Raw genomic sequence first — 22,725 nt, forward strand, 5'->3', positions numbered from 1 at the left:
TGAACCCAAGATTCATGAAGAAATTTATTAAATTCATTGCGTTATGCACTCAATAGAGCGGTCAACCGAGGTTTCCAGGATCATGCCTTATGTTTTGCTTCTGTCCATTCGCGGATGGGCCAGAGCATGACCACCCGCGCGCAAGGCTTCGAACTGGCTGGACGCCAGCGCTGCGGCGACCGCAAGAAAACTCACCGTCCAGGGACGGGATTGTTCACGGCTTGAGGGCCCGGGCCTCAGCGGCAAAAAAACCTGCCGCTTCGCTAAGGGCGCGGTGTACTGCGCGATTGGCGGCCACCACGCCTCCATAAGGATCATTGCTGGCGGCATTCTCGCTGATGTCGTATTCCCGCGTTGCGAGGATGCGCCGCCCTGCCACATCGATCAATTGCGCGCGCAGGGTGAAACGAACCTTGCTCGGCACGGAAGTAAATTCCTGCTGCAAGCGCACGATTTCGCTATCCAGCCGCAGCTGTGCCGTAACCCCTCCAGAAGCCTGCGACACTGAAGCAAATGCGCCGCTCGCTTCCAGCGCCTGCACCAGTACGGGTGCGAGCATTTTCGCGGGCGTATCGACCCACTGATTGCGGGAAAAATATTCCAGTTCGTGAGGCTTCCTGACATAAGCCATGCGCGAACTCTCGAAACCCGGATGCGCCCGTGGTCGGGTCACCAGCAGTATGGGGGCGCCGCTGGCTGCCGCCGGGCCATTCTGGAATTGCGCCTGCAAGATATAAGTACTGAGCTCACCGTTATTGACCGGTTGCAGTGTATTGCACCCGGCTGTAAATACCAGGCCAACAGCCAGGATTCCCGCTCGCATCCATTTCATGACATTTTCCTCATTCTCCGGGACCGCGCTTATCCGGCTGTTTTCCCAGCAACAATATATTGGGGCTGCGCTCGACTTCCTCGCTGACCCGTTTGAGCGTTGCGCTTAGCTCCCGCATCTCGGTTACCGTACGTTCCAGCTCTGGCACCACGCTGTCCGTGACCTGGGTCATGCCTCCGCTGACGCCATCGGCGGTTTTGCGTACCGCCACACTGGCACGGGAGGCATCATTGGCCATCTTTTCCAGCGCCGCTGCGCTTTTGCTCATGCGCTCGATCAATTGCGGAAATTCGGCACTGACTTTTGCCGTGTTATCCATGGTGCGCGCGGCGCCCTGCATGGCGGCATCAATCGCATCCTTGTTTGCAGCGAGGGTGGCCGCGAGCGTTGCCATATCCGCCACCGTGCTGCGGAAGGCGCGCTGGTTTCCATCATCCAGAACGGTGCTGATACCCACGGAAATCTGGTTGAGGCTGGAAAGCAGGTCCGTGACTGCGGTATCAAGGCGGGTCAGCAACGAAGGAATGGACTTGATGACAGGGTATTTTTCGCCCGGTTTTGCCTTCAGATCCGGCGCATCGCGATTGCCGCCGCTGAGTTCAACCTGGGCGATACCGGTCAGCCCCTGGACCCGCAATACGGCCACGGTGCTTTCCTTGATCGGCGTGCCTTGCTCGATATCGAGTTCCAGGCGCACGCGTTCGCCGTGATCAAGAGAAATACGTTTGACCCTCCCGACTTCCACGCCCCGGTATTTGACCGGCGCATTGAGATTCAGCCCGGCCACCGATTCCTGCATGTAGGCCAGGTAGGTATCGTAATTCTTGCGGTATTGCGCGCCGCCGCTCAGCCACAGAATACCGGCCACCAGCGCGCCGAACAGCAATGTGACGAACAGTCCGACAATGGTGTAATTTACTTTTGTTTCCACGCTTGCTCCCACGCCGCCCGGCCACGCGCCCCATGAAAATATTCACGAATGATGGGGTGTTCCGCCTGAGACAGCTCTTCCATGGTTCCAATTCCCAATACCCGGTTCTCGCCCAGCACGGCAACCCGGTCAGATACCCGCCACAGCAGGTCCAGATCGTGCGTCACCATCATGATGGTCAAGCCGAGAGATTCTTTCAAGTTCTTTACCAGTTCATCGAAGCCGCTGGCGCTGAGCGGGTCCAGCCCGGCCGTGGGCTCGTCGAGGAACACCAGCTCCGGCTCCAGCGCCAGCGCCCTTGCCAGCGCGGCCCGCTTGCGCATGCCGCCGGAAAGCTCATTGGGAAATTTGGCACCGGCACTGGCCGGCAGGCCGGTGAGCGCTATCTTCAGCGCGGCCAGTTCGTCGATCAAGCCATCATCCAGACGGGTATGTTCGCGCAGGGGCAAGCCAACATTCTCGAGTACGGTCAGCGAACTGAACAGGGCACCGCGCTCGAACATTACCCCCCAGCGGCGGCGCAGGGGCAGTACGCCCTCATCATCCAGCTCCAGCACTTCCTGGCCGAATACCTTGATAGCCCCGGAAACGGGTTTTTGCAGCAAAATGATTTCACGCAGCAGCGTCGATTTACCGCATCCACTCCCCCCGGCCAGTGCAAATATTTCACCCTGCCGTACGTTCAGACTGACATTCTCGTGGACGGTCAACGCCCCAAAACGCGTGCAGATGCGATCGACTTCGACAATGTAAGGCTGTTCGTCCATCAGATTTTCAGCCAGCTGAAGAGCACGGAAAACACGGCGTCCATCACGATCACCAGAAAAATCGCCTGGACCACACTGATGGTTGTTTGCCGGCCCACACTATCGGCGCTGCCTCCCACCTGAAAGCCCTGAAAACAACCCACGACCCCCACGATAACCGCAAACACCAGTGCCTTGCCCAAACCGACAAGAAAGGAAGAAAGTCTGACTGCGTCCTCCAGCCTGTCCAGGAAGTCCGCGTAGTTGATTCCAAGCTGGGTCTTTGCCATCACCATGCCACCCGCAATGCCGAGAATGTCTGCATATACAGTCAGCAAGGGAACGGCTATAAAAAGCGCCATGATCTTGGGCAACACCAGAAAATCCATGGGCGCGATCCCGATGGTGCGCATGGCATCGATCTCTTCGGTCACCTTCATGGTACCGATCTGGGCGGTAAAGGCCGAACCGGAACGCCCGGCAACGATGATGGCGGTCAGCAGGGGAGACATCTCGCGCAACATGGAAAGTCCCACCAGGTCTGCCACGAAAATGCTCGCTCCGTAGCGCGCCAACTGCTCGGCACCCTGATAGGAAACCACCACACCCATCAGAAAAGAAAGCAGGCCCACGATTGGCAGAGCTTCGAAGCCGGCACTCTGGATATTGTGCAGCAGTGGCCGGATCCTGATGCGGGAAGGCTGTCTAATGAGCCGCAACGCGGACAGGGTGGCTTCACCAACGAAGGCAAACATCATGACCACCTGCGCCATGTGGCCCGCAAATCTGCGCCCCAGACGCTCGAATAGCCCATACCGGGCAGGCTGTACCGCTTCCGCACCTTCAGCGCGTGTCGCGATCATGCCCAGCAAAGCGGTAAAGGCGGGGCTCAGCCCCTGTACTGTCAGCCGGGAACCGGCACGCTTGACTTCCCGCTCCAGCCGGTACAACTGCCATGCACCGGCAGTATCCATTTCTTCCAGCTGGGTGCAGTCAAGCATAAGATCCTTGTCAGCCGGCCAGCTCTGTGCGCTTACCCGCCGTTTCAGGTGATCGGCGAATTGCAATATCCAGGCGCCATGACAGCGGATTACCCCCTCCGCCTCATCTATCGTAATTTCGCCCTGACTGGTTCGTTTCGTCATGTCCCGATTCTGCTTAGACGGAGGCAAAAGATCAAGGATTAAGCTTGAGCCATATCCGGAAATTCCGGGGGCAACCAGCCATTAAGGATTTTTTCCGCCAAAAAAAGCCCGATCACCGTCTTTACATCGGTAATCCGCCCCACGCGTACCCATTCAATGGCTTCGTTCAATGGCATGGTGAACACCTCGAGAAACTCGTCACCGTCGCGCTGATGCATGCCCTCGGTCAATTCCTGGGCGAGAAACAGGCTCATGCTTTCATTCGAATAACCGATGCAGGGATGAATGGTGGCAACATATCTCCACTTCGCAGCGCAATATCCCGTCTCTTCAAGCAGTTCACGCTGCCCGCAAAGCAAAGCAGACTCACCACTGTCCAGCTTGCCCGCCGGTAATTCATAGACATCCCGGCGCAACGGATATCGAAACTGCCGCTCCATGACTACATGCCCATTAGCCAGCAAGGGAATAATGACGACCGCACCCGGATGAAGAATGTATTCGCGCTTGGCGGACTGGCCATTTGGCAGTTGAACCTGGTCTTCCTTCACGTGCAGCAAACTACCCTGATAAACGGTCCGGCTGCTTGTCTGGCTTTCTGTCAGATCATCAGATGAGGACATTATTATCTCCGCGGTTATTTGAAGAGCACGTACAGTCGCATCGTTGCGAAACCTTGCAACCACTGTTCAGCCAGATTCTGGATTTGTGCGAGAACGGTAACGGGAAAATTGTCTATCGCGTGCCGTGGTCAGGCAGCGCCTACACCCGAAAGCTGCGAAATTGAATGGCAACCTAGCGCTTACGCCAAAGGTAGCGGTAGGTAAAGCCGGGAAACGCAAAAACCAGGAACAGGCAGGTTGTGACCGCATAGAATTCCCATTTCTGGGAATGAAGAGGCGCTGCATTAGACTCCAGCAGCATGCTCACCCCACCCACGATAAAATAAAGCACCACAAGCTCCAGAAGGTGCCATGCGATATTTTTCTGTTTTTTCAGGGGGAAAACGAACAGCAGGCGATCAGCGATAAATGGCAGGTTTGCCGCCGCCAGGGCCAGCAACAGCAACACCGCCACACCAGTTATCACAGCAATGAGCGCTGAATCGAATAAGCACAAAGCGCCATCAAAGGCTGAGGCAGAATACCAAGAGCCAGCACGCCCAATCCATTGGCACTCATCAACATGGCCATGTCACCTTCGGGACGAATTGGCGTTACATCCTTCGGCGCGTCGAAATACATCAGTTTGATTATGCGCAGATAATAGAAAGCGCCGATAACCGAGAACAGCACGGCAGATACGACCAGCCAGACGAAACCGGCCTGCAGGGCAGCCTGTAGCACTGAAAGCTTGGCAAAGAATCCAACTGTGGGTGGAATGCCCGCCATGGAGAACATGAGCAGCAACATCATAAAGGCATACCAGGGACTGCGCTGATTAAGCCCCTTGAAATCTTCCAGATTCTCGGCCTCGAACCCCTGGCGCGACAACAACATGATCATGCCGAAACCGCCCAGGCTCATCAGCACATACACCAGAACATAAAACATCGATGAGCTGTAGCCGTTCAAAGTGCCGGATAGAAAGCCCAGCAGCATGAAACCCATATGAGAAATCGTCGAGTAAGCCAGCATGCGCTTGATATTGGTTTGTGCGATGGCGGTAATATTTCCGATGGCCATGGAAAGGAAAGCCATGATGACCAGCATGCCCTGCCAGTCCTGAACAAGCCCTTGAAAACCTTCAACCAGAAGCCGTGCAACAAAGGCAAACGCAGCAATCTTGGGCGCCGAGCCGATGAACAGGGTCACCGCGGTTGGTGCGCCCTGGTATACATCGGGAATCCACATGTGGAAAGGCACTACACCCAGCTTGAACGCCAATCCGGCGACAATGAACACCAGGCCGAAGGTAAGTATGACGTGGTTGCCTGAGCTGTGCTGAATCACAGTCGCAATCTGGTTGATATTCAAGCTGCCCGTCGCGCCGTACAGCATGGACATGCCGTACAGGAGCAACCCGGAAGCCAGCGCACCAAGAACAAAATATTTCATCGCTGCCTCGGTGGCTACCGCGGAATCACGCTGCAGTGCAACCATGGCGTAAAGGCTCAGGGAAAGCAGTTCCAGCCCCATGTAGAGCACCAGGAAATGATTGGCGGAGATCATCACCATCATGCCCAGCAGGGCGAACAGCGCGAGTGCAAAAAACTCGCCGCGAAACATGCCGCGCAAACTGATGTAAGTGCGTGAATATACGAGCACCACGGACACCGCGATATAACTCATCAACTTGAGCACATCGCTCATGGCATCATCCACGAACATATTGCTGAAGGTATATTCCGGCACTGCGCCGTGTGTCGAAACCGTGATCCAGGCTGCACCCAGCAGGGTGATCTGAGACAGTGCATAGGTTACAAAGCGTGTCTTGGCTGAAAGAAACAGGTCAAGAATGAGAATCAACGAAACCATGACCAGAACAAAAATTTCTGGCAGCGCAGGGATCAGGTTGGGCATTGGAAAAGTCATGAAGCGGCCCTTTAAAGTTTACTTTGTGCCACGTGGGCGAGCAGATTATTGACCGAGGCATGCATCACATCGGTAAAGGGCAAGGGGTAAAGCCCCATCCCGAGGACGGCTACAGCCAGCAATCCCAGCACAAGAAATTCCCGCTTGCTGATATCGGTCAGGTGTTCAACGTGTGAATTGGCTATAGCACCAAAGACAACGCGCTTGTACATCCACAGGGTATAGGCCGCGCCGAAAATCAGTGTGCTTGCGGCCAGGAAACCGTACCAGAAGTTAACCTTGACTGCCGCCATAATCACCATGAACTCACCTACAAAACCACTCGTTCCGGGCAGTCCTGCGTTGGCCATGGCAAAGAGCATGAAGAAGGCTGCAAATTTGGGCATGGTGTTCACCACACCACCATAATCCGAAATTTTTCGGGTATGCATCCGGTCGTACATGACACCGACAGAGAGGAACATTGCGCCTGAGATGAAACCATGGGAAATCATCTGCACCAGCGCGCCTTCCATCCCCATCGAGTTGAAAAGGAAGAATCCTAGCGTCACGAATCCCATATGTGAAATGGAAGAGTACGCAATCAACTTCTTCATGTCATTTTGCGCCAGCGCCACAAGGCCGATATAGACCACGGCGATCAGGGACAGCGTGATCATGAATCCTGACAAGGCATGGCTGGCGTCGGGCAGAATAGGCATGGAGAAGCGCAGGAAGCCGTAGGCGCCAAGTTTCAGCATGATTGCCGCAAGCACCACGGAGCCGCCAGTTGGCGCTTCAACGTGAGCATCCGGCAACCAGGTATGGACCGGGAACATGGGAACCTTGACCGCAAATGCCGTAAAGAATGCGATAAACAACAGGATTTGCACGTTCAGTTCTAACGGCAATTTATGGTAATCGAGAATACTGAAGCTCCCGCCTGATCTGTGATACAGGTAGATGAACGCCACCAGCATCAACAATGAACCCAGCAAGGTATAGAGGAAGAACTTGATTGCCGCGTACACCCGATTAGGTCCGCCCCATACGCCGATAGCGATGAACATGGGAATAAGCATGGCTTCCCAGAAGACGTAGAACAGTACAGCATCAAGGGCCGAAAATACGCCAATCATCAAGCCGGACATGATCAGGAATGCAGCCATGTACAGCGCGGCCTTCTTCTCTATGACCTTCCAGCCAGCAATCACCACCAGCAAAGTGGTAAATGTGGTGAGGAGAATAAACAGCATCGAAATGCCATCCACACCCAGGTGATAATTAACATTGAATGTTTCGATCCATGTCGATTTTTCGACAAACTGCATATCACTGGTCAGGCGATTGAATCCTGTATAGAGCGGTATGCTCACCAGGAAATTTGCGGCGGCGCCGATCAGCGCAATAACGCGAGCCAATGGGGCATTCCGGTCACTGCCCGTGGCAAGCACCAGCACGCCAGCCATGATTGGCAACCAGATAACCCAGCTTAACAATGTCGAACCTTCGCTCATAACTTCCCTAAATTACTTTGTTTCATTACCTGACAAACAGCGAGATCATCAAAAATACGCCTATGATCATGGCAAAGGCATAGTGATAAATGTAGCCGGACTGCGCATGCCTGATCAACGCGGAAAACCAACCAACCAACCGCGCCGTGCCATTGACGAACAATCCGTCAATCAGCCAGACATCGCCAACTTTCCACAAATTCCGGCCCAGCAGGCGCGTTCCGCCAGCAAAGAAGAAGTCGTTGAAGGTATCAAGGCCGTATTTATTCTCCAGAATGCCGGATATCAGGCTGAATTTGCGCTTGATCACCGCTGGCAGATCGGGGCGGCGGATATACAGGAACCAGGCTGTTGCTGCGCCACCAATAGCAAGCCAGAATGGCAGGGTGCCCAGCGCGTGCAGCATCATCCCTGGGACACCGTGAAAATTCTCCGCCATATGGGCCAAGCCATGGTGAGCGGCAGAAATATGAATCGTGTCGCCAAAATAGCCGCCGAACAGCATCGGGCCAATCAGCCAGCCTGCGGCGACAGACGGAATCGCCAGTAGCAACAGGGGCAGCGTGACCACCCATGGCGATTCGTGTGGCTCAGCCGATCCATGATGGCCGTGATCGTCATGATGACCATGTCCGGCGGAAGGCGCATGGCGGAACCGTTCCTCGCCATGAAATGTAAAGAACACCAGCCGGAATGAATAAAAGCCACCAATGAAAACACCCGCGAGAATGGCGAAATAGGCAAAGCCCGCTCCAGGGATGGTCGAAAGTGCAACGGCCTCGATTATCGAGTCCTTCGAAAAGAAACCGGCGAATGGTGGCAGGCCGGCATTGGCGATAGCGCCGATCAGCACGGTCAGATAGGTAATCGGCAGGTATTTGCGGAGGCCACCCATGTAGCGCATGTCCTGCTGGTGATGCATGGCGATGATCACCGAACCCGCGCCAAGGAACAGCACAGCCTTGAAGAATGCGTGGGTCATGAGGTGAAACATCGCCGCAGAGTAAGCCGAGGCGCCCAGCGCGACGGTCATGTAACCCAACTGGGACAGGGTGGAATAAGCGACTACACGTTTGATGTCAGTCTGCACGATTGCTATCAGGGCCATGAACAAAGCGGTGATGGCGCCAATAACAATGACAAAGGACAGGGCTGTTTCGGACAGTTCGAACAGTGGAGACATGCGCGACACCATGAAAATACCCGCAGTCACCATGGTCGCAGCATGAATCAGGGCAGAAATCGGTGTTGGGCCTTCCATGGAATCGGGTAGCCAGACGTGCAGTGGAAATTGCGCGGACTTACCCATGGCGCCGATAAACAGCAGGATACAAATTACAGTCATCAGGCTCAAGGTTTCGCCTGGCAGCAGGCTGACGCTCAGGCCCGCCATTTCCGGAGCCAGGGCAAACACGGCTGCGTAATCAAGTGTGCCGAAATAAGCCAGTACCATACCGATACCCAGCAGAAAGCCAAAATCACCGACACGGTTGACCAGGAAGGCTTTCAGGTTGGCATAGATGGCAGTGGGCTTGGTATACCAGAACCCGATCAGCAGGTAAGACACCAAACCCACAGCTTCCCAGCCAAAGAACAGCTGAAGGAAGTTGTTGCTCATCACCAGCATCAACATGGAAAAAGTAAACAGCGAAATATAACTGAAGAAACGCTGGTAGCCTGGGTCTTCCGCCATATAGCCAATGGTGTAGATATGCACCATGAGCGAAACGAAAGTCACTACCACCATCATCAGGGCAGACAGCCTGTCAATCAGGAAGCCGACTTCAAACCGCATTTCGCCGCTAGTCAGCCAGGTATAGACACTGCCGTTAAAGGTGTTACCTGCCAGCACATCCTGAAAAATCAACACGGACGCAATAAAGGAAACGGTTACGCCAGCAATCGTCACAAGATGAGACAGCGTTCGCCCGATCAACTTGCCGAATAAACCGGCAATTACCGCCCCGACAAGCGGGGCCAGTGGCACGAGCAGATAGAGTTTTTGCATTTCAGTCATGTGTTGAGTTCTCAGCCATCAACTCCCGACCCTCACCGAGAGCCGAGCGCAGAATACTAAATAACTAGCCTTTCAAATGGTCCAGGTCCTGCACGTTGATCGTTCGCAAATTGCGGAACAGCACCACCAAAATCGCCAGACCAATGGCTGCTTCGGCCGCTGCCACAGTCAGAATAAAGAAAACGAATACCTGGCCTGCCACATCATTGAGATAGTGTGAAAATGCAACGAAATTGATGTTCACTGCCAGCAGCATGAGTTCAAGGGCCATGAGCAGAACAATTACATTCTTGCGATTAAGGAAAATCCCCAGCACGCTGATGGTGAACAAAATGGCACCCAGTACCAGGTAATGGGATAGAGTCAGCACAGGTGGTTCCTCAAGATTGTTTCTCCGTTTGCTGTGTAGCTTCCTGCTTTTGCATCAGCTTGGTATCCGCCGGGACTGAAACCATGCGCACACAGTCCTCGCGGCGCACTGCGATCTGATCAGCTGGATTCTGGAACTTCGTGTCCTTGCGGCGGCGCAGCGTGATTGCTATCGCAGCAACGATTGCCACCAGAAGAACGACCGATGCAATTTCAAACGGGTACACATACTCGGTGTAGATCAGCCGGCCCAATTCCTTGGTATTGCTGTAGCCGGGGCCATGAAGATCAGGCACACCCGCACCATTTGCCCAGAAGTTCCGGCCAGCCAGCACCACCACCATTTCCGCCGCCATCAGAACCGCCACCAGCAGGGCAAAGGGAAGATTTTTCCAGAAACCCTCGCGTAATGTATCGTAGTTGATATCCAGCATCATCACCACGAACAGGAACAGCACCATCACGGCGCCTACGTACACAAGCACCAGCACAATGGCGAGAAACTCGGCCTGAAGCATGATCCATAGCGCTGCGGCAGTAAAAAACGACAATACAAGATACAGGGCAGAATGCACCGGATTGCGCGCAGTCACCACACGCACTGCTGCAACCAGCAGAATCGTGGCAAAAAAGTAGAAAATCAGCGTTTGCGCATTCATTAACTGAATCCTGTCAAAAAACTAGCGATATTTCGCATCAGCGGCCTTGTCCTTGGCAATTTGTGCTTCGTGTTTATCGCCCACAGCCAGCAACATCTGTTTGGTGTAGTAAAGATCCCCACGCTTTTCGCCGTGGTAATCAAAAACCCGGGTTTCCACAATCGAGTCCACAGGGCAGGATTCCTCGCAGAACCCGCAGAAAATGCACTTGGTCAGATCTATATCGTAACGTGTTGTCCGACGGGTTCCATCAGCACGCTCTTCCATATCGATCTGAATCGCCATCGCCGGACACACTGCCTCACAGAGCTTGCAGGCGATGCAACGTTCCTCGCCATTGGGGTAGCGGCGCAAGGCATGAAGCCCGCGGAAACGTGGCGATATCGGGGTCCGTTCCTCTGGAAACTGCACAGTGATCTTGCGTGCGAACAGATAGCGTCCGGTCACGGCCATACCCTGAAGCAGCTCGATCAGGAGCAGACTCTTGAAGAATGCATTAAGGCGTTTCATCATTTCTATTTAGTCTTGATCTTCAGTGGAACAAATAACCCAGCGGGGTCTGCATCATTGCGCCCACCACCAGAAGCCAAACGAGAGATACCGGAATAAACACCTTCCAGCCCAGACGCATGATCTGGTCATAACGGTAGCGGGGGAACGTCGCACGGAACCACAGGAACAGGAACAGTACGAAACAGATTTTCGCTATCAGCCAGAAGAAACCTGGAATCCAGTTAAAAGGCGCGATATCGAAAAGTGGCAGCCAGCCGCCCAGGAACAGCAATGACGACAGCGTGGCTACCAGGATCATGTTTGCATATTCGGCAAGGAAGAACACTGCAAACGCCATGCCTGAATACTCGGCATGAAAGCCAACGATCTCGGATTCACCTTCAGCCACGTCAAATGGCGCCCGGTTGATCTCTGCCACGGAGGAAATCAGGTACACCAGAAACATCGGCAACAACGGTAGCCAGTACCAGCTGAAAAAGGTTGAGCCCTTCTGTGCATTGACTATTTCAACCAGATTAAGACTTTGCGCCGCCATCAGCACGCCGACCAGAGCAAAACCCATGGCAATTTCATAAGACACGATCTGTGCGGCAGAACGCATGGCGCCGAGGAATGGGTATTTCGAGTTTGATGCCCAGCCAGCCAGCACGATTCCATAAACCCCCATGGAAGTAATCGCCATGATATAGAGCAGGCTGGCGTCGATATTCGCCAGAACCAGTTCTGGTGAAAATGGAACTACCGCCCAAGCGGCAAGCGCTGGCGCCATCGCCAGCACCGGTCCGAGCAGGAACAGTTTCTTGTTGGCGCCACTGGGAATGATGATTTCCTTCATCATCAGCTTCACGCCGTCCGCAATTGGTTGCAGCAGGCCCAGCGGCCCAACGCGATTGGGGCCGATACGCACCTGCATGTAACCGATCACCTTGCGCTCGGCATACGTGACATAGGCAACCGCCAGAAGCAGGGGGCCGACGATCACGACGATTTTGACCAGCGTCCACACCAGCGGCCATGCGGGGCCCAACAGGGATTGAAAGAATTCCATCGAATCAGGCCTTCTCTACCACAATTTCGCCAAACATCGCGCCTAGCCCGGCTGTCATCGGATGCGAGGCAGGAACCCGCGCACAACCCAGCGGGAGTTTATCGTCTTGCCTGACTCGCATTACAGCGCTCCCCTGGCCCTGGCGCACCACGGCCATGCTGCCATTTTCAAGCTGCAATTGCGCCATCAGTGCACCACTCATTGAAACTTCTGGCGCTGCTCCATCTGCAGTGCGCTGTAGCGCTTCTGCCCTGCGAACCAGTGCATCTGCCTGATAAATGGGTACTTCAGCAATACGCTGAACTCCACTGCCAGCGGGGGAGACATTGATCTCGCCCGTGCCTTGCAATTGATTGTTACACGCACCTGGCAGCGCCGAGTTTCCTTGCCCAAGAATATCAGCGCGAACCTCGTCCGAACTGTTGTATCCGAACCCGTTAAGATTAAACATATTACCCAGCACACGCAGCACTTTCCAGGCTGGACGAGCTTCGCCTTGCGGCTTCACGACCGCATTGAAGCTCTGTGCACAGGCTTCTGTATTAACAAATGTCCCGGATGTCTCGGCGAAAGGCGCCACTGGCAGCATTACATCAGCGTAATTCATGGCCTGATGGCGATAGGCACTCATGGCAACGACCAACTCGGCATTTTCCATTGCCTTCGATGCCAGCTGGGGGTCATTGCAATCCAGTTCAATCTCGGTATTGAGCAGCAAATAAGCCAGACGCGGGTTTTGCAACATCTCGGCGGCATTCATTCCCACCGTTGCAGTTTTTCCCATTGCTCCGGCGAAAGGAACCGCACCAGCAAGACAGGCGCCAACACTGTTAGCGGCCTCGCCCAAAATGCCCAGGGCAGCACCAGATATATTTGCAATTTCCTGCGCCAGCGCATGCACTTCCCGGTAACTCGGGTGATGCAGTACCTGATTACCCAGCAACACAGCCTTTTTGCTGCCCGCGGCCAGGCTGGCAGCAATGGCTTGCGCTGCAGGACAAACCGAAACGGCCGCAATGTCCTGCGGCACCACAAGCTGTTTGATTTCCGCCAGGGCCTTGAGCACCTGGGCCAGAGCATTCTTCATGTCCGCTGGCGACACGATCAGTTTATTTGTTACCCGGCACAGCAGATCGTCATCAACAGGGTTCAGCAGACTCAGTTCAGCCCCTGCCTTCACTGCCTGACGCAGACGGTGTGCGAGCAGGGGATGATCCTTGCGCAAGTTGCTGCCTATCACCAGCGCGCGGTCCAGCTCCTGTATGCCGGCAATACTTTGTCCCAGCCATGGAGCACCTGTCATTGCGCCATCAGCAGAAAAATCGGACTGCCGCGTACGATAATCCACGTTGCCGCTGCCAATACCGCGCATGAATTTCTGCAACAGGTACAACTCTTCCAGCGTGCTGTGTGGAGTCGCCAGAGCGCCGATCTGTGCTGCACCGTGGTCGTCACGAATACGTTTCAGTCCGTTGGCCACATACTCCAGAGCAGATTGCCAGTCACATTCCTGCCACTCGCCATGACGCTTGATCATGGGCTGAGTCAGACGCTGCGCGGAATTCAGCCCCTCATAGGAATAGCGATCCTTGTCGGACAACCAGCATTCATTGATCGACTCGTTGTCGCGCGGCGCCACGCGCATCACGCGGTTATTCTTTACATGTACGGCAAGATTTGCGCCAAGACTGTCATGCGGACTGATTGAAGCGCGGCGCGTCAGTTCCCAGGCGCGCGCGGTATAGCGGAATGGCTTGCTGGTGAGTGCGCCCACAGGACACAGATCGATCATGTTGCCGGATAGCTCGGAATTTACCGTGCGCTCAACGAAAGGCATGATCTCGGAGTGCTCGCCGCGTCCAGCCTGGCCAAGCTCCATGATTCCCGCGATTTCCTGCCCGAAACGCACGCAACGGGTGCAATGAATACAACGCGTCATATCGGTTGAAATCAGCGGGCCCAGTTCCTTGTTTCCAACCACGCGCTTTTCTTCCTGGTAGCGTGAGGAGACATCGCCATAACCCACAGCCAGATCCTGCAACTGGCATTCGCCACCCTGGTCGCAAATCGGGCAATCTAGCGGGTGATTGATAAGAAGAAACTCCATCACCCCCTTCTGCGCACGGATAGCGGATTCCGAGCGGGTCTGAACCTTCATTCCGTCCGTAACTGGAGTCGCGCATGCAGGAAGGGGCTTCGGCGCCTTTTCCACCTGCACCAGACACATACGGCAATTAGCCGCGATAGAGAGCTTTTTGTGATAGCAGAAATGTGGAATGTGAATGCCAGCCTGACGTGCAGCATCCATTACGGTACTACCGTCTTTTACTTCCAGTTGCTTGCCGTCGATTTCGATATGCGCCATTTTTCAGTGTCGTTTTAGTTTATTAGCGGCTCACACCATGCACTTTTTGTGCTCGATGTGATATTCGAATTCCTTGCGATAGTGTTTCAGCATGCCCTGTACCGGCATTGCTGCAGCATCGCCCAAGGCGCAAATCGTGCGCCCGGAAATATTTTGTGTCACGCTGGCAAGCAGATCCAGATCGGATGGCCGTCCCAGGCCGTTTTCGATACGATGAATGACGCGGTACAACCAACCGGTTCCCTCGCGGCACGGAGTGCACTGACCGCAGGATTCCTCGAAATAGAAGTAGGACAAGCGCTCCAGTGCTTTTACCATGCACACCGTCTCGTCCATCACGATCACCGACCCGGCGCCAAGAAAAGAACCCGCCTTGGCGATGCTGTCGTAGTCCATTGTAAGATCCATCATGATCTCCGCAGGCACAACCGGAACCGAGGAGCCCCCTGGAATCACCGCCTTCAGTTTGTGGCCGGCACGCACCCCACCCGCCATTTCAAGCAATTCGGCAAAAGGAGTTCCCATCCCGATTTCGTAGTTTCCCGGTTTGTTGACATGGCCAGACACTGAAAATATCTTGGTACCACCATTATTGGGCTTGCCCAGTTCAAGAAATTTTTGCCCGCCATGCCGGATGATGTAGGGAATGCTGGCGAAAGTTTCGGTGTTGTTGATGGTAGTCGGCTTGCCATAGAGACCGAAACTCGCGGGAAAAGGCGGCTTGAAACGCGGCTGCCCTTTCTTGCCTTCGATGGACTCCAGCAGCGCAGTTTCCTCACCGCACACATAGGCGCCATAACCATGGTGAGCATGAAGATTAAAGCAGAAATCGGTGCCGAACAGATTGTCGCCAAGAAAGCCGGCTGCGCGAGCCTCATCCAGCGCCTGTTCAAATCGCTCGTAGGCCTCCCAGATCTCGCCGTGGATATAGTTATATCCGACCTTTACTCCCATTGTATAGGCAGCGATTGCCATACCCTCAATCAGCTGATGGGGATTAAAGCGAATAATATCCCGGTCCTTGAAGGTGCCCGGCTCTCCCTCGTCAGTATTGCAGACGAGATACTTGTCACCCTCAAAATGGCGCGGCATGAAGCTCCACTTCAGACCGGTGGGAAAGCCCGCACCACCACGACCGCGCAATGCGGAAATCTTGACCTGGTTGATGATCTCTTCTGGCGCGATCTTTTCCGTCACTACCTTTTTGAGCGTTTCATAACCGCCGGTAGCGAGATAGCTGGCCAGCTTCCACGACTCGGGCTGGTGAATGGAGTGAAAGATGACTTCATTGGCCATTATTCGAGCTCCGCCAGAATCTGGTCCACTTTTTCGCTGGAAAGAGAACCAAACATGCGCTTGTTATTGATCAGGAAGAGGGGGCCATCACCACAGGCACCCATGCATTCACCTTCCTTCAGGGTATAACGTCCATCACCGGTAGTCTCGCCAAACCCGATCCCGAGCTTGTTCTGCAAATGTTCGACCACTCCGCCCGCACCCATCAGGGAACAGGAGAGATTGCTACAGACGGTTATCTTGTATTTCCCGACCGGCTTTAAATCGTACATGTTGTAAAAAGTCGCCACCTCGTAAACCGCAACTGTTGGCATGTCGAGATAGGCGGCAACGAAATCCATTACTTCCGGAGATAGCCAGCCGATTTCATCCTGGGCAATGCGCAATGCAGACATCACCGCCGACTGCTTGCGACCCGCAGGGTACTTGGCAACTTCACGGTCAATTTTAGATTGGGATTCTTGGCTTAACATTTCAATTCTTATCGATCAATTTCACCGAACACAATGTCCATTGTCCCCATGATCGTCACCACATCGGCGATCATGTGGCCGCGTGCCATTTCATCCATGGCCTGCATGTGAGCAAAGCCAGGCGCCCTGATTTTCAGGCGGTAAGGCTTGTTGGCGCCATCCGAAACCATATAGATACCGAATTCGCCCTTGGGATGTTCAACTGCACAATAAGCCTCACCTTCAGGAACATGCATCCCTTCGCTGAACAGCTTGAAGTGATGGATCAATTCTTCCATGTTCGATTTCATCGCTTCGCGACCGGGCGGCGCCACCTTGTGGTTTTGCGTTATCACCGGACCAGGGTTTTTGCGCAGCCAGTCCACACACTGCTTCATGATGCGATTGGACTGGCGCATTTCTTCCATACGCACCAGATAGCGATCATAACTGTCGCCGTTAACACCGACTGGAATATCAAAATCCAGTCTGTCGTAAACCTCATAGGGCTGTTGCTTGCGAATATCCCAGGCCAGGCCGGAACCACGCAGCATCGGGCCGGTCAACCCCTTTGCCAGGGCGCGCTCGGGACTAATCACCCCGATACCGACGGTACGCTGTTTCCAGATTCGGTTGTCAGTCAGCAAAGTCTCATATTCATCAACATAGGCGGGGAAACGCTGAGTGAAGTCTTCAATGAAGTCCAGCATCGAGCCCTGCCGGTTGGAGTTCATGAACTTGATATCGCTGGCATTGTGCTTGGGCATTTTTCCCAGCTCGTACTGCGGCATGCTATCCGGCAGGTCGCGGTACACGCCGCCAGGACGATAATATGCTGCGTGCAGACGGGCTCCTGACACTGCCTCATAGCAATCCATAAGATCTTCACGCTCACGGAACGCATAGAGAAACATGGTCATTGCCCCGACGTCGAGCGCATGCGCGCCGATCCACAACAAATGATTGAGGATACGGGTAATCTCGTCGAACAGGACCCGGATATACTGCGCCCGGAGCGGCACCTCCAGCTGCAAAAGCTTCTCGACCGCCATCACATAGGCGTGCTCGTTACTCATCATGGACACGTAATCCAGGCGATCCATGTAGGGCAGTGACTGGAGAAAGGTTTTGTGCTCAGCCAGTTTTTCTGTGCCGCGATGCAGCAGGCCGATGTGCGGGTCGGCACGCATCACAACCTCGCCATCCAGCTCGAGCACCATACGCAGCACCCCGTGTGCAGCCGGGTGCTGGGGGCCAAAGTTTAGCGTGTAATTTCTAATTTCAGGCACTGTAGCTGTCCTCGCGAATTGTACGCGGCACCAGCACCCGCTCTTCAACCGTGACTGGCTGATAAATCACGCGATGCTGATCAGGGTCATAACGCATTTCCACATTTCCGGAAAGCGGGAAATCCTTTCTAAAGGGATGACCCACAAAACCATAGTCCGTCAGGATGCGGCGCAAGTCGTCGTGACCATTGAAAACAATGCCATACAGGTCGAATGCCTCACGCTCATACCAGTTGGCGGTCGACCACAGATTCATGACGGAATCAACCGCCGGATATTCATCATCCTGGGCAAAAACCCGCACCCGCACGCGCTGATTGAGACTGACTGACAACAGGTGATAGACCACCGCAAAACGACGTCCATCCCATTGGCCATCCCTGTAGTCGCTGTAATCCATGCCACAGGCATCGCTCAGCTGCTCGAAGCGCAGCTCTGGGTGGTCCCGCAAAATCAATGCCGCATCGGCCCAATCCTTGTCTTGCACCACTAACGTCAATTCGTCGATACGTTCTGTGAGCGATAAAATCTTGCCGCCCAACGCTTTTTGCAGCGAACCGGCAAGACCCTGGAGAAAAGCGTTCATGGATTAAGACTCTTGTTTTTCTTTAGCGTGCAATGGTGTTGGTGCGGCGAATCTTGCTCTGCAACTGAATCAGGCCATACAACAACGCTTCAGCCGTGGGCGGGCAGCCGGGCACGTACACATCGACAGGAACAATACGATCACAACCACGCACCACAGAATACGAATAATGGTAGTAGCCCCCGCCATTGGCGCAGGACCCCATCGACACCACCCAGCGCGGCTCCGCCATCTGATCGTACACCTTGCGCAAGGCTGGTGCCATCTTGTTGGTCAGCGTTCCCGCCACGATCATCACATCGGACTGGCGCGGGCTGGGACGAAACACAATTCCGAAACGGTCAAGATCATAACGCGAAGCACCCGCCTGCATCATTTCAACCGCGCAGCAAGCCAAGCCAAAAGTCATGGGCCACAGGGAGCCTGTGCGCGTATAGTTGATGACCGTATCCAGGGTGGTCGTTACAAACCCCTTCTCAAAGACGCCTTCTATTCCCACTCGAGGGCTCCCTTCTTCCACTCATAGACAAAACCCACCACCAGAATGGCGAGAAAGATCACCATGGCCAGATATCCGAACAAACCGATTTCCTCAAGCACCACGGCCCATGGGAATAGAAAGGCAATTTCGAGATCGAAGAGAATAAACAGGATTGCGATGAGGTAGTAACGCACATCGAACTTCATGCGCGCATCTTCAAACGCTTCGAAGCCACACTCGTAGGGGGAGAGTTTTTCGCTGTCGGGGCGGTGGGGCGCCAGAACAAAACCGGCCACCATCGGTCCCACGCCAACCAGAAGACCTACTGCAACAAACAACAGGATTGGAAAATAGTTTTCCAACATTTGCAGCTCCGCGAATAACTCAATAATTCAGAAGAGAGACCACATTAACGCGCCAGAAGTCACAACGCAATGCCCAAACCCACCTAAATAACAGCGCTTCATAAACTTTGCTTATTATACATCATCACTAATGCATGTATAAATATTTTATATGGTGCCGATGAGCAGACTCGAACTGCTACGGCTTTCGCCACTACCCCCTCAAGATAGCGTGTCTACCAATTTCACCACATCGGCATTGCATTTTAGTGATGCCCAAAACAGCGCATCACAACAAATTTTTAGTTAGGAATATCCTTGGCTTTTGAACCGGGGCCAACCGGGATAGCAGGTTGATTCACTGGCAAGACCTGCTTTTGACTTTCCATCACGCCTACCGGTTTGCTTTTGGCGCCAGAAAAATATGTCAGGGTCAGGCTGGTCGCAAAAAAGACCGCCGCCAGAATCGCCGTGGCACGGCTAAGGAAATTTGCAGAACCTGTCGAGCCAAACAGGCTGCCAGAAGCGCCACTACCAAAAGCAGCGCCCATGTCAGCACCTTTACCGTGCTGCATCAGCACCAGACCAACCACACCCAGTGCAGCCACCACATGAACAATCCAAACTACTGTTTCCATTTAACCAAAAACCTTCTCTAGAATCCGAATTAGCCCTGCTGGGCGGCACGGCAAATTGCAACAAACTCATCCGCGCTGAGGGAAGCACCGCCGATCAGCCCGCCATCGATATCTGGCATGGAGAACAATTGTGCCGCATTAGCTGCCTTTACGCTACCCCCGTACTGAATTACCAGCCCGGCAGCAACCTCGGCACTGGCAGTGGCAATTTTTCCGCGAATGAACGCATGCACTGCCTGCGCCTGCTCAGTTGAGGCCGTTTTCCCGGTGCCAATAGCCCATACTGGCTCATAAGCCACAACGGCCTTGGCAAAAGCTGCCACACCTGCTGCGGCCAGCACGGCATCCAGCTGCCGCGCCACCACTTGTTCGGTAATATTGGCCTCACGTTCGTCAAGGGTCTCCCCTACGCACAGGATGGGCGTCAAACCCGCTTTCTGAGCCGCAACAAACTTGGCGGCCACCACTGCATCATCTTCGCCGTACATGGCTCGACGTTCGGAGTGACCAACAAGGACGTATTTGCATCCAAAATCCAGCAACATCGCAGCAGAAACTTCACCGGTGTAAGCGCCTTTTTCCTGCTGGCTCATGTTCTGCGCACCCCAGGAAACATTGCTGCCCTGCAGAACTGACTGCGCCTGGAAAAGATATGGGAAGGGAACGCACACCGCGCAGGAAGCACGGCTCAAATCTGCCAACTGAGGAATAATGGCATCCAGCAGCGCCTTGTTTTCGCTCAGACTGCCGTGCATCTTCCAGTTTCCTGCGACCAGTTTCTCGCGCATTCCTTGCCCCTTGTCCACGAAATGCGCGCATGGTACCGTTTAAGCCTTACCCGGTCAAATTCTTGAGCTTGACGCAAGCCAATCAGAGCCTATTTTCATGGATCAAAACAGAGTACAACATTGCGTAGAACAACTTTGCCAGAAAGGGTGCAAGAACGTGCTGGAGACCATCCGCACGCTGGAAGAGCACCAGGCCGTGACTGAAACACTGAGTCTGAGCAGCGATGAAGTTCAGTCCGTGCTTTCGGAACTGAAAAGCATTATGGATATTTACCAGTAATCAGCTTTAACGCCTGCGGCGCCCTTCATAGGCAGCGATTTCTTTGGCCACGCCCTGATATGGCACATCCTGCATGGTACCGAAACGCTGTTGCGCCTCAACTGCCAGAGCATGAATATTTTCAACCAAACTTGCTCCTTGGTCGAACAAGCGTTGAACCCCCAGCAAGCCGCCACATTGCACCTTGATTTCCTTGGCATGCGGCAAGGGTTCGCCCGGATGAATCAGCTTCAGCACAAATGAAGCATTCTGATGCAGCAGACCATGCAAGGTCACACATTTCTCGCGTTCCACCGCTGCCTCGCACGCAATCGCCTCACGCTCCGCAATGTTAAACTTGCGCACCTGATCGCACCCGGCACAACGACTGAGAATCGCCTTCTCGAAGGGGCACGAGAGCCTCACCTTCTCGTCATAGGCAGCTTTATAAGCGCCTTCATTCAGCACCGCCTAATAATCCTCACCTGTAACAGGTTGCGGCTCACGCTCCTGGTTCAGCACATCTTCCGCCTGTAGCTGGTTCTCACCAAACATGACCTTAATCGATGTTTTGTCGTCCGCTGCAAGCGCTATGCGCAAAGTCTTGGCGTGAGCGCTTGCTTCCTTGAAGGCATCAAACTGCCCGGCAAGATCGAGCTGCTTGAAAGGGAAAGCGGTCACTTTATAAACATAATAGGGCATGATTTCTCCAGAATTAATTCGTACTTTCAGAAATGTGAGGGCAAACTTGAGGCAAATCAAGGTTAATTGTTACAGATAAGTGAAGAATTAGACACGTTCCAATTCTTTGAGTAGAATTTTCAGTATGAGAACAACTGAATATACACGCGACAACATGGTTGAGCGGTTGCGGCAACACGGCATCAACCCCACACACCAGAGAATAGAAATTGCCCATGCGCTATTTTCGCATCACGGGCATCTGTGTGCAGATCAGGTCATGTCCATCACCAATGCCAGACACAGCGAAACTTCCAAAGCAACGGTGTACAACACGCTCAACCTGTTCCTGGAAAAGAGGATGATACGCGAAGTAATCGTGGATCCTAACAAGGTTTTCTACGACCCCAACACCCGCCCTCATCACCACTTTTACAACACCGCCACCGGTGAACTGACCGATATTGATGTCGAGGATATTGGCCTCACCGGCCTTCCTCTGTTGCCAGCGGGACTGGTGACCGAAGGTGTGGACATCATTGTCCGGGTCCGCCCCAGCGCCTGATATGCCCTAGACCGCGCTACGCGGGAGCGCGCGCAAGAACTCCATGCGCAAGTGTTCACTCTCCCTGAAACAGCCGGTGAACGCCTGCGTGTAGACGCGCTCATCGCCGCGCCGGTCCTCGCCCAGCAACAGACACAGCTGCTCCGCCTCGATCACGCACGCCGCGCCTTTCGCATGGCCGAAACTCACCAGCGCCTCCGCGATGTCCCGCGTCATCCATTCCTGATAAGTAAAGCGATGCCCGATGGCATCCACCAGTCGCGCGATGCGGCCGAAACCATGCAACCGCCCGCCGGGGATGTAAGCCACATGAGCCACGCCACGGAACGGCACAAGATGGTGCGGACACACCCCGTGCACGGCGATGCCGCGCACCACCACCATGTCTTCACGGGCATCCTCGAAGCCCTCGCCCAGTACCGTCGCGGGATCGAGATCATAGCCGCCCAGCAGGCGTTTTTCCCACAACTCGCGCACGCGCCTGGCGGTCTTGCCGGTATGCGCCGAATCGGGCGTTACACCGCACGCCAGCAGCAGATCGCTCACCGCCTTTTCGAACGCTGCGCCATCGAACTGTCCGGTGCGGGGGATGCCGATGCCGCCGGGGGGCGGGAAAGCGAAACTATCGTGGTCGCAGCATTCGGACATGGCGTGGTGCTCGTGAAATGGGTTGGTCCACTTTTATCACGCA

27 protein-coding genes and 1 tRNA gene are annotated in these 22,725 nt (G+C 54.3%); 2 read left to right on the forward strand and 26 right to left on the reverse strand.

The window, feature by feature from the left end:
- Nucleotides 1–214 precede the first annotated feature (214 nt).
- The 23 genes from WC392_01290 to tpiA form a co-directional block, all read right to left on the reverse strand.
- Nucleotides 215–832, reverse strand: coding sequence for an ABC-type transport auxiliary lipoprotein family protein (locus WC392_01290; protein MFA5240987.1), 618 nt, complete (start codon nucleotides 830–832; stop codon nucleotides 215–217).
- Between the two features lie 10 nt (nucleotides 833–842).
- Nucleotides 843–1,763 (reverse strand): MlaD family protein, encoded by a 921-nt coding sequence (locus tag WC392_01295; protein MFA5240988.1) that lies wholly within the window; start codon nucleotides 1,761–1,763, stop codon nucleotides 843–845.
- Entirely contained in the window at nucleotides 1,748–2,530 is a 783-nt protein-coding gene (locus tag WC392_01300) for an ATP-binding cassette domain-containing protein (GenBank protein ID MFA5240989.1), read from the reverse strand. The genes WC392_01295 and WC392_01300 overlap by 16 nt, the downstream gene beginning before the upstream one ends.
- Entirely contained in the window at nucleotides 2,530–3,654 is a 1,125-nt protein-coding gene (locus WC392_01305) for an MlaE family lipid ABC transporter permease subunit (protein MFA5240990.1), read from the reverse strand. The genes WC392_01300 and WC392_01305 overlap by 1 nt, the downstream gene beginning before the upstream one ends.
- A gap of 38 nt (nucleotides 3,655–3,692) precedes the next feature.
- Nucleotides 3,693–4,277, reverse strand: a complete 585-nt coding sequence (locus WC392_01310) for an NUDIX hydrolase (protein ID MFA5240991.1) — start codon at nucleotides 4,275–4,277, stop codon at nucleotides 3,693–3,695.
- Between the two features lie 172 nt (nucleotides 4,278–4,449).
- Nucleotides 4,450–4,743, reverse strand: coding sequence for a DUF2818 family protein (locus WC392_01315; GenBank protein MFA5240992.1), 294 nt, complete (start codon nucleotides 4,741–4,743; stop codon nucleotides 4,450–4,452).
- The gene (gene nuoN, locus WC392_01320) at nucleotides 4,740–6,188 is read right to left on the reverse strand and encodes an NADH-quinone oxidoreductase subunit NuoN (protein MFA5240993.1); all 1,449 of its coding nucleotides are present in this window, start codon (nucleotides 6,186–6,188) and stop codon (nucleotides 4,740–4,742) included. Before nuoN ends, WC392_01315 begins: the two co-directional genes overlap by 4 nt.
- 11 nt (nucleotides 6,189–6,199) lie before the next feature.
- Nucleotides 6,200–7,684, reverse strand: coding sequence for an NADH-quinone oxidoreductase subunit M (locus WC392_01325; GenBank protein MFA5240994.1), 1,485 nt, complete (start codon nucleotides 7,682–7,684; stop codon nucleotides 6,200–6,202).
- 25 nt (nucleotides 7,685–7,709) lie between these two features.
- Nucleotides 7,710–9,701, reverse strand: coding sequence for an NADH-quinone oxidoreductase subunit L (gene nuoL, locus WC392_01330; protein ID MFA5240995.1), 1,992 nt, complete (start codon nucleotides 9,699–9,701; stop codon nucleotides 7,710–7,712).
- Nucleotides 9,702–9,765: 64 nt separating this feature from the next.
- Nucleotides 9,766–10,071, reverse strand: a complete 306-nt coding sequence (gene nuoK, locus WC392_01335; GenBank protein ID MFA5240996.1) for an NADH-quinone oxidoreductase subunit NuoK — start codon at nucleotides 10,069–10,071, stop codon at nucleotides 9,766–9,768.
- Between the two features lie 10 nt (nucleotides 10,072–10,081).
- On the reverse strand, nucleotides 10,082–10,729 hold the full coding sequence (locus tag WC392_01340) for an NADH-quinone oxidoreductase subunit J (GenBank protein ID MFA5240997.1): 648 nt from the start codon (nucleotides 10,727–10,729) through the stop codon (nucleotides 10,082–10,084).
- Between the two features lie 21 nt (nucleotides 10,730–10,750).
- Nucleotides 10,751–11,239: an NADH-quinone oxidoreductase subunit NuoI gene (nuoI, locus tag WC392_01345; GenBank protein ID MFA5240998.1), complete on the reverse strand. Its 489-nt coding sequence runs from the start codon at nucleotides 11,237–11,239 to the stop codon at nucleotides 10,751–10,753.
- A gap of 22 nt (nucleotides 11,240–11,261) precedes the next feature.
- The gene (gene nuoH, locus WC392_01350) at nucleotides 11,262–12,290 is read right to left on the reverse strand and encodes an NADH-quinone oxidoreductase subunit NuoH (GenBank protein ID MFA5240999.1); all 1,029 of its coding nucleotides are present in this window, start codon (nucleotides 12,288–12,290) and stop codon (nucleotides 11,262–11,264) included.
- A gap of 4 nt (nucleotides 12,291–12,294) precedes the next feature.
- Nucleotides 12,295–14,655 (reverse strand): NADH-quinone oxidoreductase subunit NuoG, encoded by a 2,361-nt coding sequence (gene nuoG, locus WC392_01355; protein MFA5241000.1) that lies wholly within the window; start codon nucleotides 14,653–14,655, stop codon nucleotides 12,295–12,297.
- 30 nt (nucleotides 14,656–14,685) lie between these two features.
- Complete coding sequence (nuoF, locus tag WC392_01360; protein MFA5241001.1) at nucleotides 14,686–15,951, reverse strand: NADH-quinone oxidoreductase subunit NuoF; 1,266 nt, start codon at nucleotides 15,949–15,951, stop codon at nucleotides 14,686–14,688.
- A complete protein-coding gene (gene nuoE / locus WC392_01365; GenBank protein ID MFA5241002.1) occupies nucleotides 15,951–16,424 on the reverse strand; it encodes an NADH-quinone oxidoreductase subunit NuoE in 474 nt (157 codons plus the stop codon). The genes nuoF and nuoE overlap by 1 nt, the downstream gene beginning before the upstream one ends.
- A gap of 8 nt (nucleotides 16,425–16,432) precedes the next feature.
- Nucleotides 16,433–17,692, reverse strand: coding sequence for an NADH-quinone oxidoreductase subunit D (locus tag WC392_01370; protein ID MFA5241003.1), 1,260 nt, complete (start codon nucleotides 17,690–17,692; stop codon nucleotides 16,433–16,435).
- On the reverse strand, nucleotides 17,685–18,278 hold the full coding sequence (locus WC392_01375) for an NADH-quinone oxidoreductase subunit C (GenBank protein MFA5241004.1): 594 nt from the start codon (nucleotides 18,276–18,278) through the stop codon (nucleotides 17,685–17,687). Before WC392_01375 ends, WC392_01370 begins: the two co-directional genes overlap by 8 nt.
- A 22-nt stretch (nucleotides 18,279–18,300) precedes the next feature.
- Entirely contained in the window at nucleotides 18,301–18,777 is a 477-nt protein-coding gene (locus WC392_01380; protein MFA5241005.1) for an NADH-quinone oxidoreductase subunit B family protein, read from the reverse strand.
- Nucleotides 18,768–19,124 carry an NADH-quinone oxidoreductase subunit A gene (locus tag WC392_01385; GenBank protein ID MFA5241006.1) on the reverse strand — a complete coding sequence of 119 codons (357 nt, stop codon included), beginning with the start codon at nucleotides 19,122–19,124 and terminating at the stop codon, nucleotides 18,768–18,770. The genes WC392_01380 and WC392_01385 overlap by 10 nt, the downstream gene beginning before the upstream one ends.
- Before the next feature lie 152 nt (nucleotides 19,125–19,276).
- Nucleotides 19,277–19,361, reverse strand: a tRNA-Leu gene (locus WC392_01390).
- Between the two features lie 44 nt (nucleotides 19,362–19,405).
- The gene (gene secG, locus WC392_01395) at nucleotides 19,406–19,741 is read right to left on the reverse strand and encodes a preprotein translocase subunit SecG (protein MFA5241007.1); all 336 of its coding nucleotides are present in this window, start codon (nucleotides 19,739–19,741) and stop codon (nucleotides 19,406–19,408) included.
- A gap of 29 nt (nucleotides 19,742–19,770) precedes the next feature.
- Nucleotides 19,771–20,529, reverse strand: coding sequence for a triose-phosphate isomerase (gene tpiA, locus WC392_01400; protein MFA5241008.1), 759 nt, complete (start codon nucleotides 20,527–20,529; stop codon nucleotides 19,771–19,773).
- Between the two features lie 97 nt (nucleotides 20,530–20,626).
- On the opposite strand from tpiA, the gene WC392_01405 reads away from it, so the two are divergent.
- Entirely contained in the window at nucleotides 20,627–20,809 is a 183-nt protein-coding gene (locus tag WC392_01405; GenBank protein MFA5241009.1) for a hypothetical protein, read from the forward strand.
- A gap of 6 nt (nucleotides 20,810–20,815) precedes the next feature.
- Here the strand turns inward: WC392_01405 and WC392_01410 are convergent, their stop codons facing one another.
- Nucleotides 20,816–21,256, reverse strand: a complete 441-nt coding sequence (locus WC392_01410) for a hypothetical protein (protein MFA5241010.1) — start codon at nucleotides 21,254–21,256, stop codon at nucleotides 20,816–20,818.
- 3 nt (nucleotides 21,257–21,259) lie between these two features.
- Nucleotides 21,260–21,490: a hypothetical protein gene (locus WC392_01415; protein MFA5241011.1), complete on the reverse strand. Its 231-nt coding sequence runs from the start codon at nucleotides 21,488–21,490 to the stop codon at nucleotides 21,260–21,262.
- 124 nt (nucleotides 21,491–21,614) lie between these two features.
- Between WC392_01415 and WC392_01420 the strand changes: the two genes are divergently transcribed.
- Nucleotides 21,615–22,034: a transcriptional repressor gene (locus WC392_01420; GenBank protein MFA5241012.1), complete on the forward strand. Its 420-nt coding sequence runs from the start codon at nucleotides 21,615–21,617 to the stop codon at nucleotides 22,032–22,034.
- 6 nt (nucleotides 22,035–22,040) lie between these two features.
- On the opposite strand, the gene folE is transcribed toward WC392_01420, so the two are convergent.
- Entirely contained in the window at nucleotides 22,041–22,682 is a 642-nt protein-coding gene (gene folE, locus WC392_01425) for a GTP cyclohydrolase I FolE (GenBank protein ID MFA5241013.1), read from the reverse strand.
- Nucleotides 22,683–22,725: the final 43 nt, after the last annotated feature.

The organism is Sulfuricella sp. (assembly GCA_041651995.1).
GTDB lineage: Bacteria > Pseudomonadota > Gammaproteobacteria > Burkholderiales > Sulfuricellaceae > Sulfurimicrobium.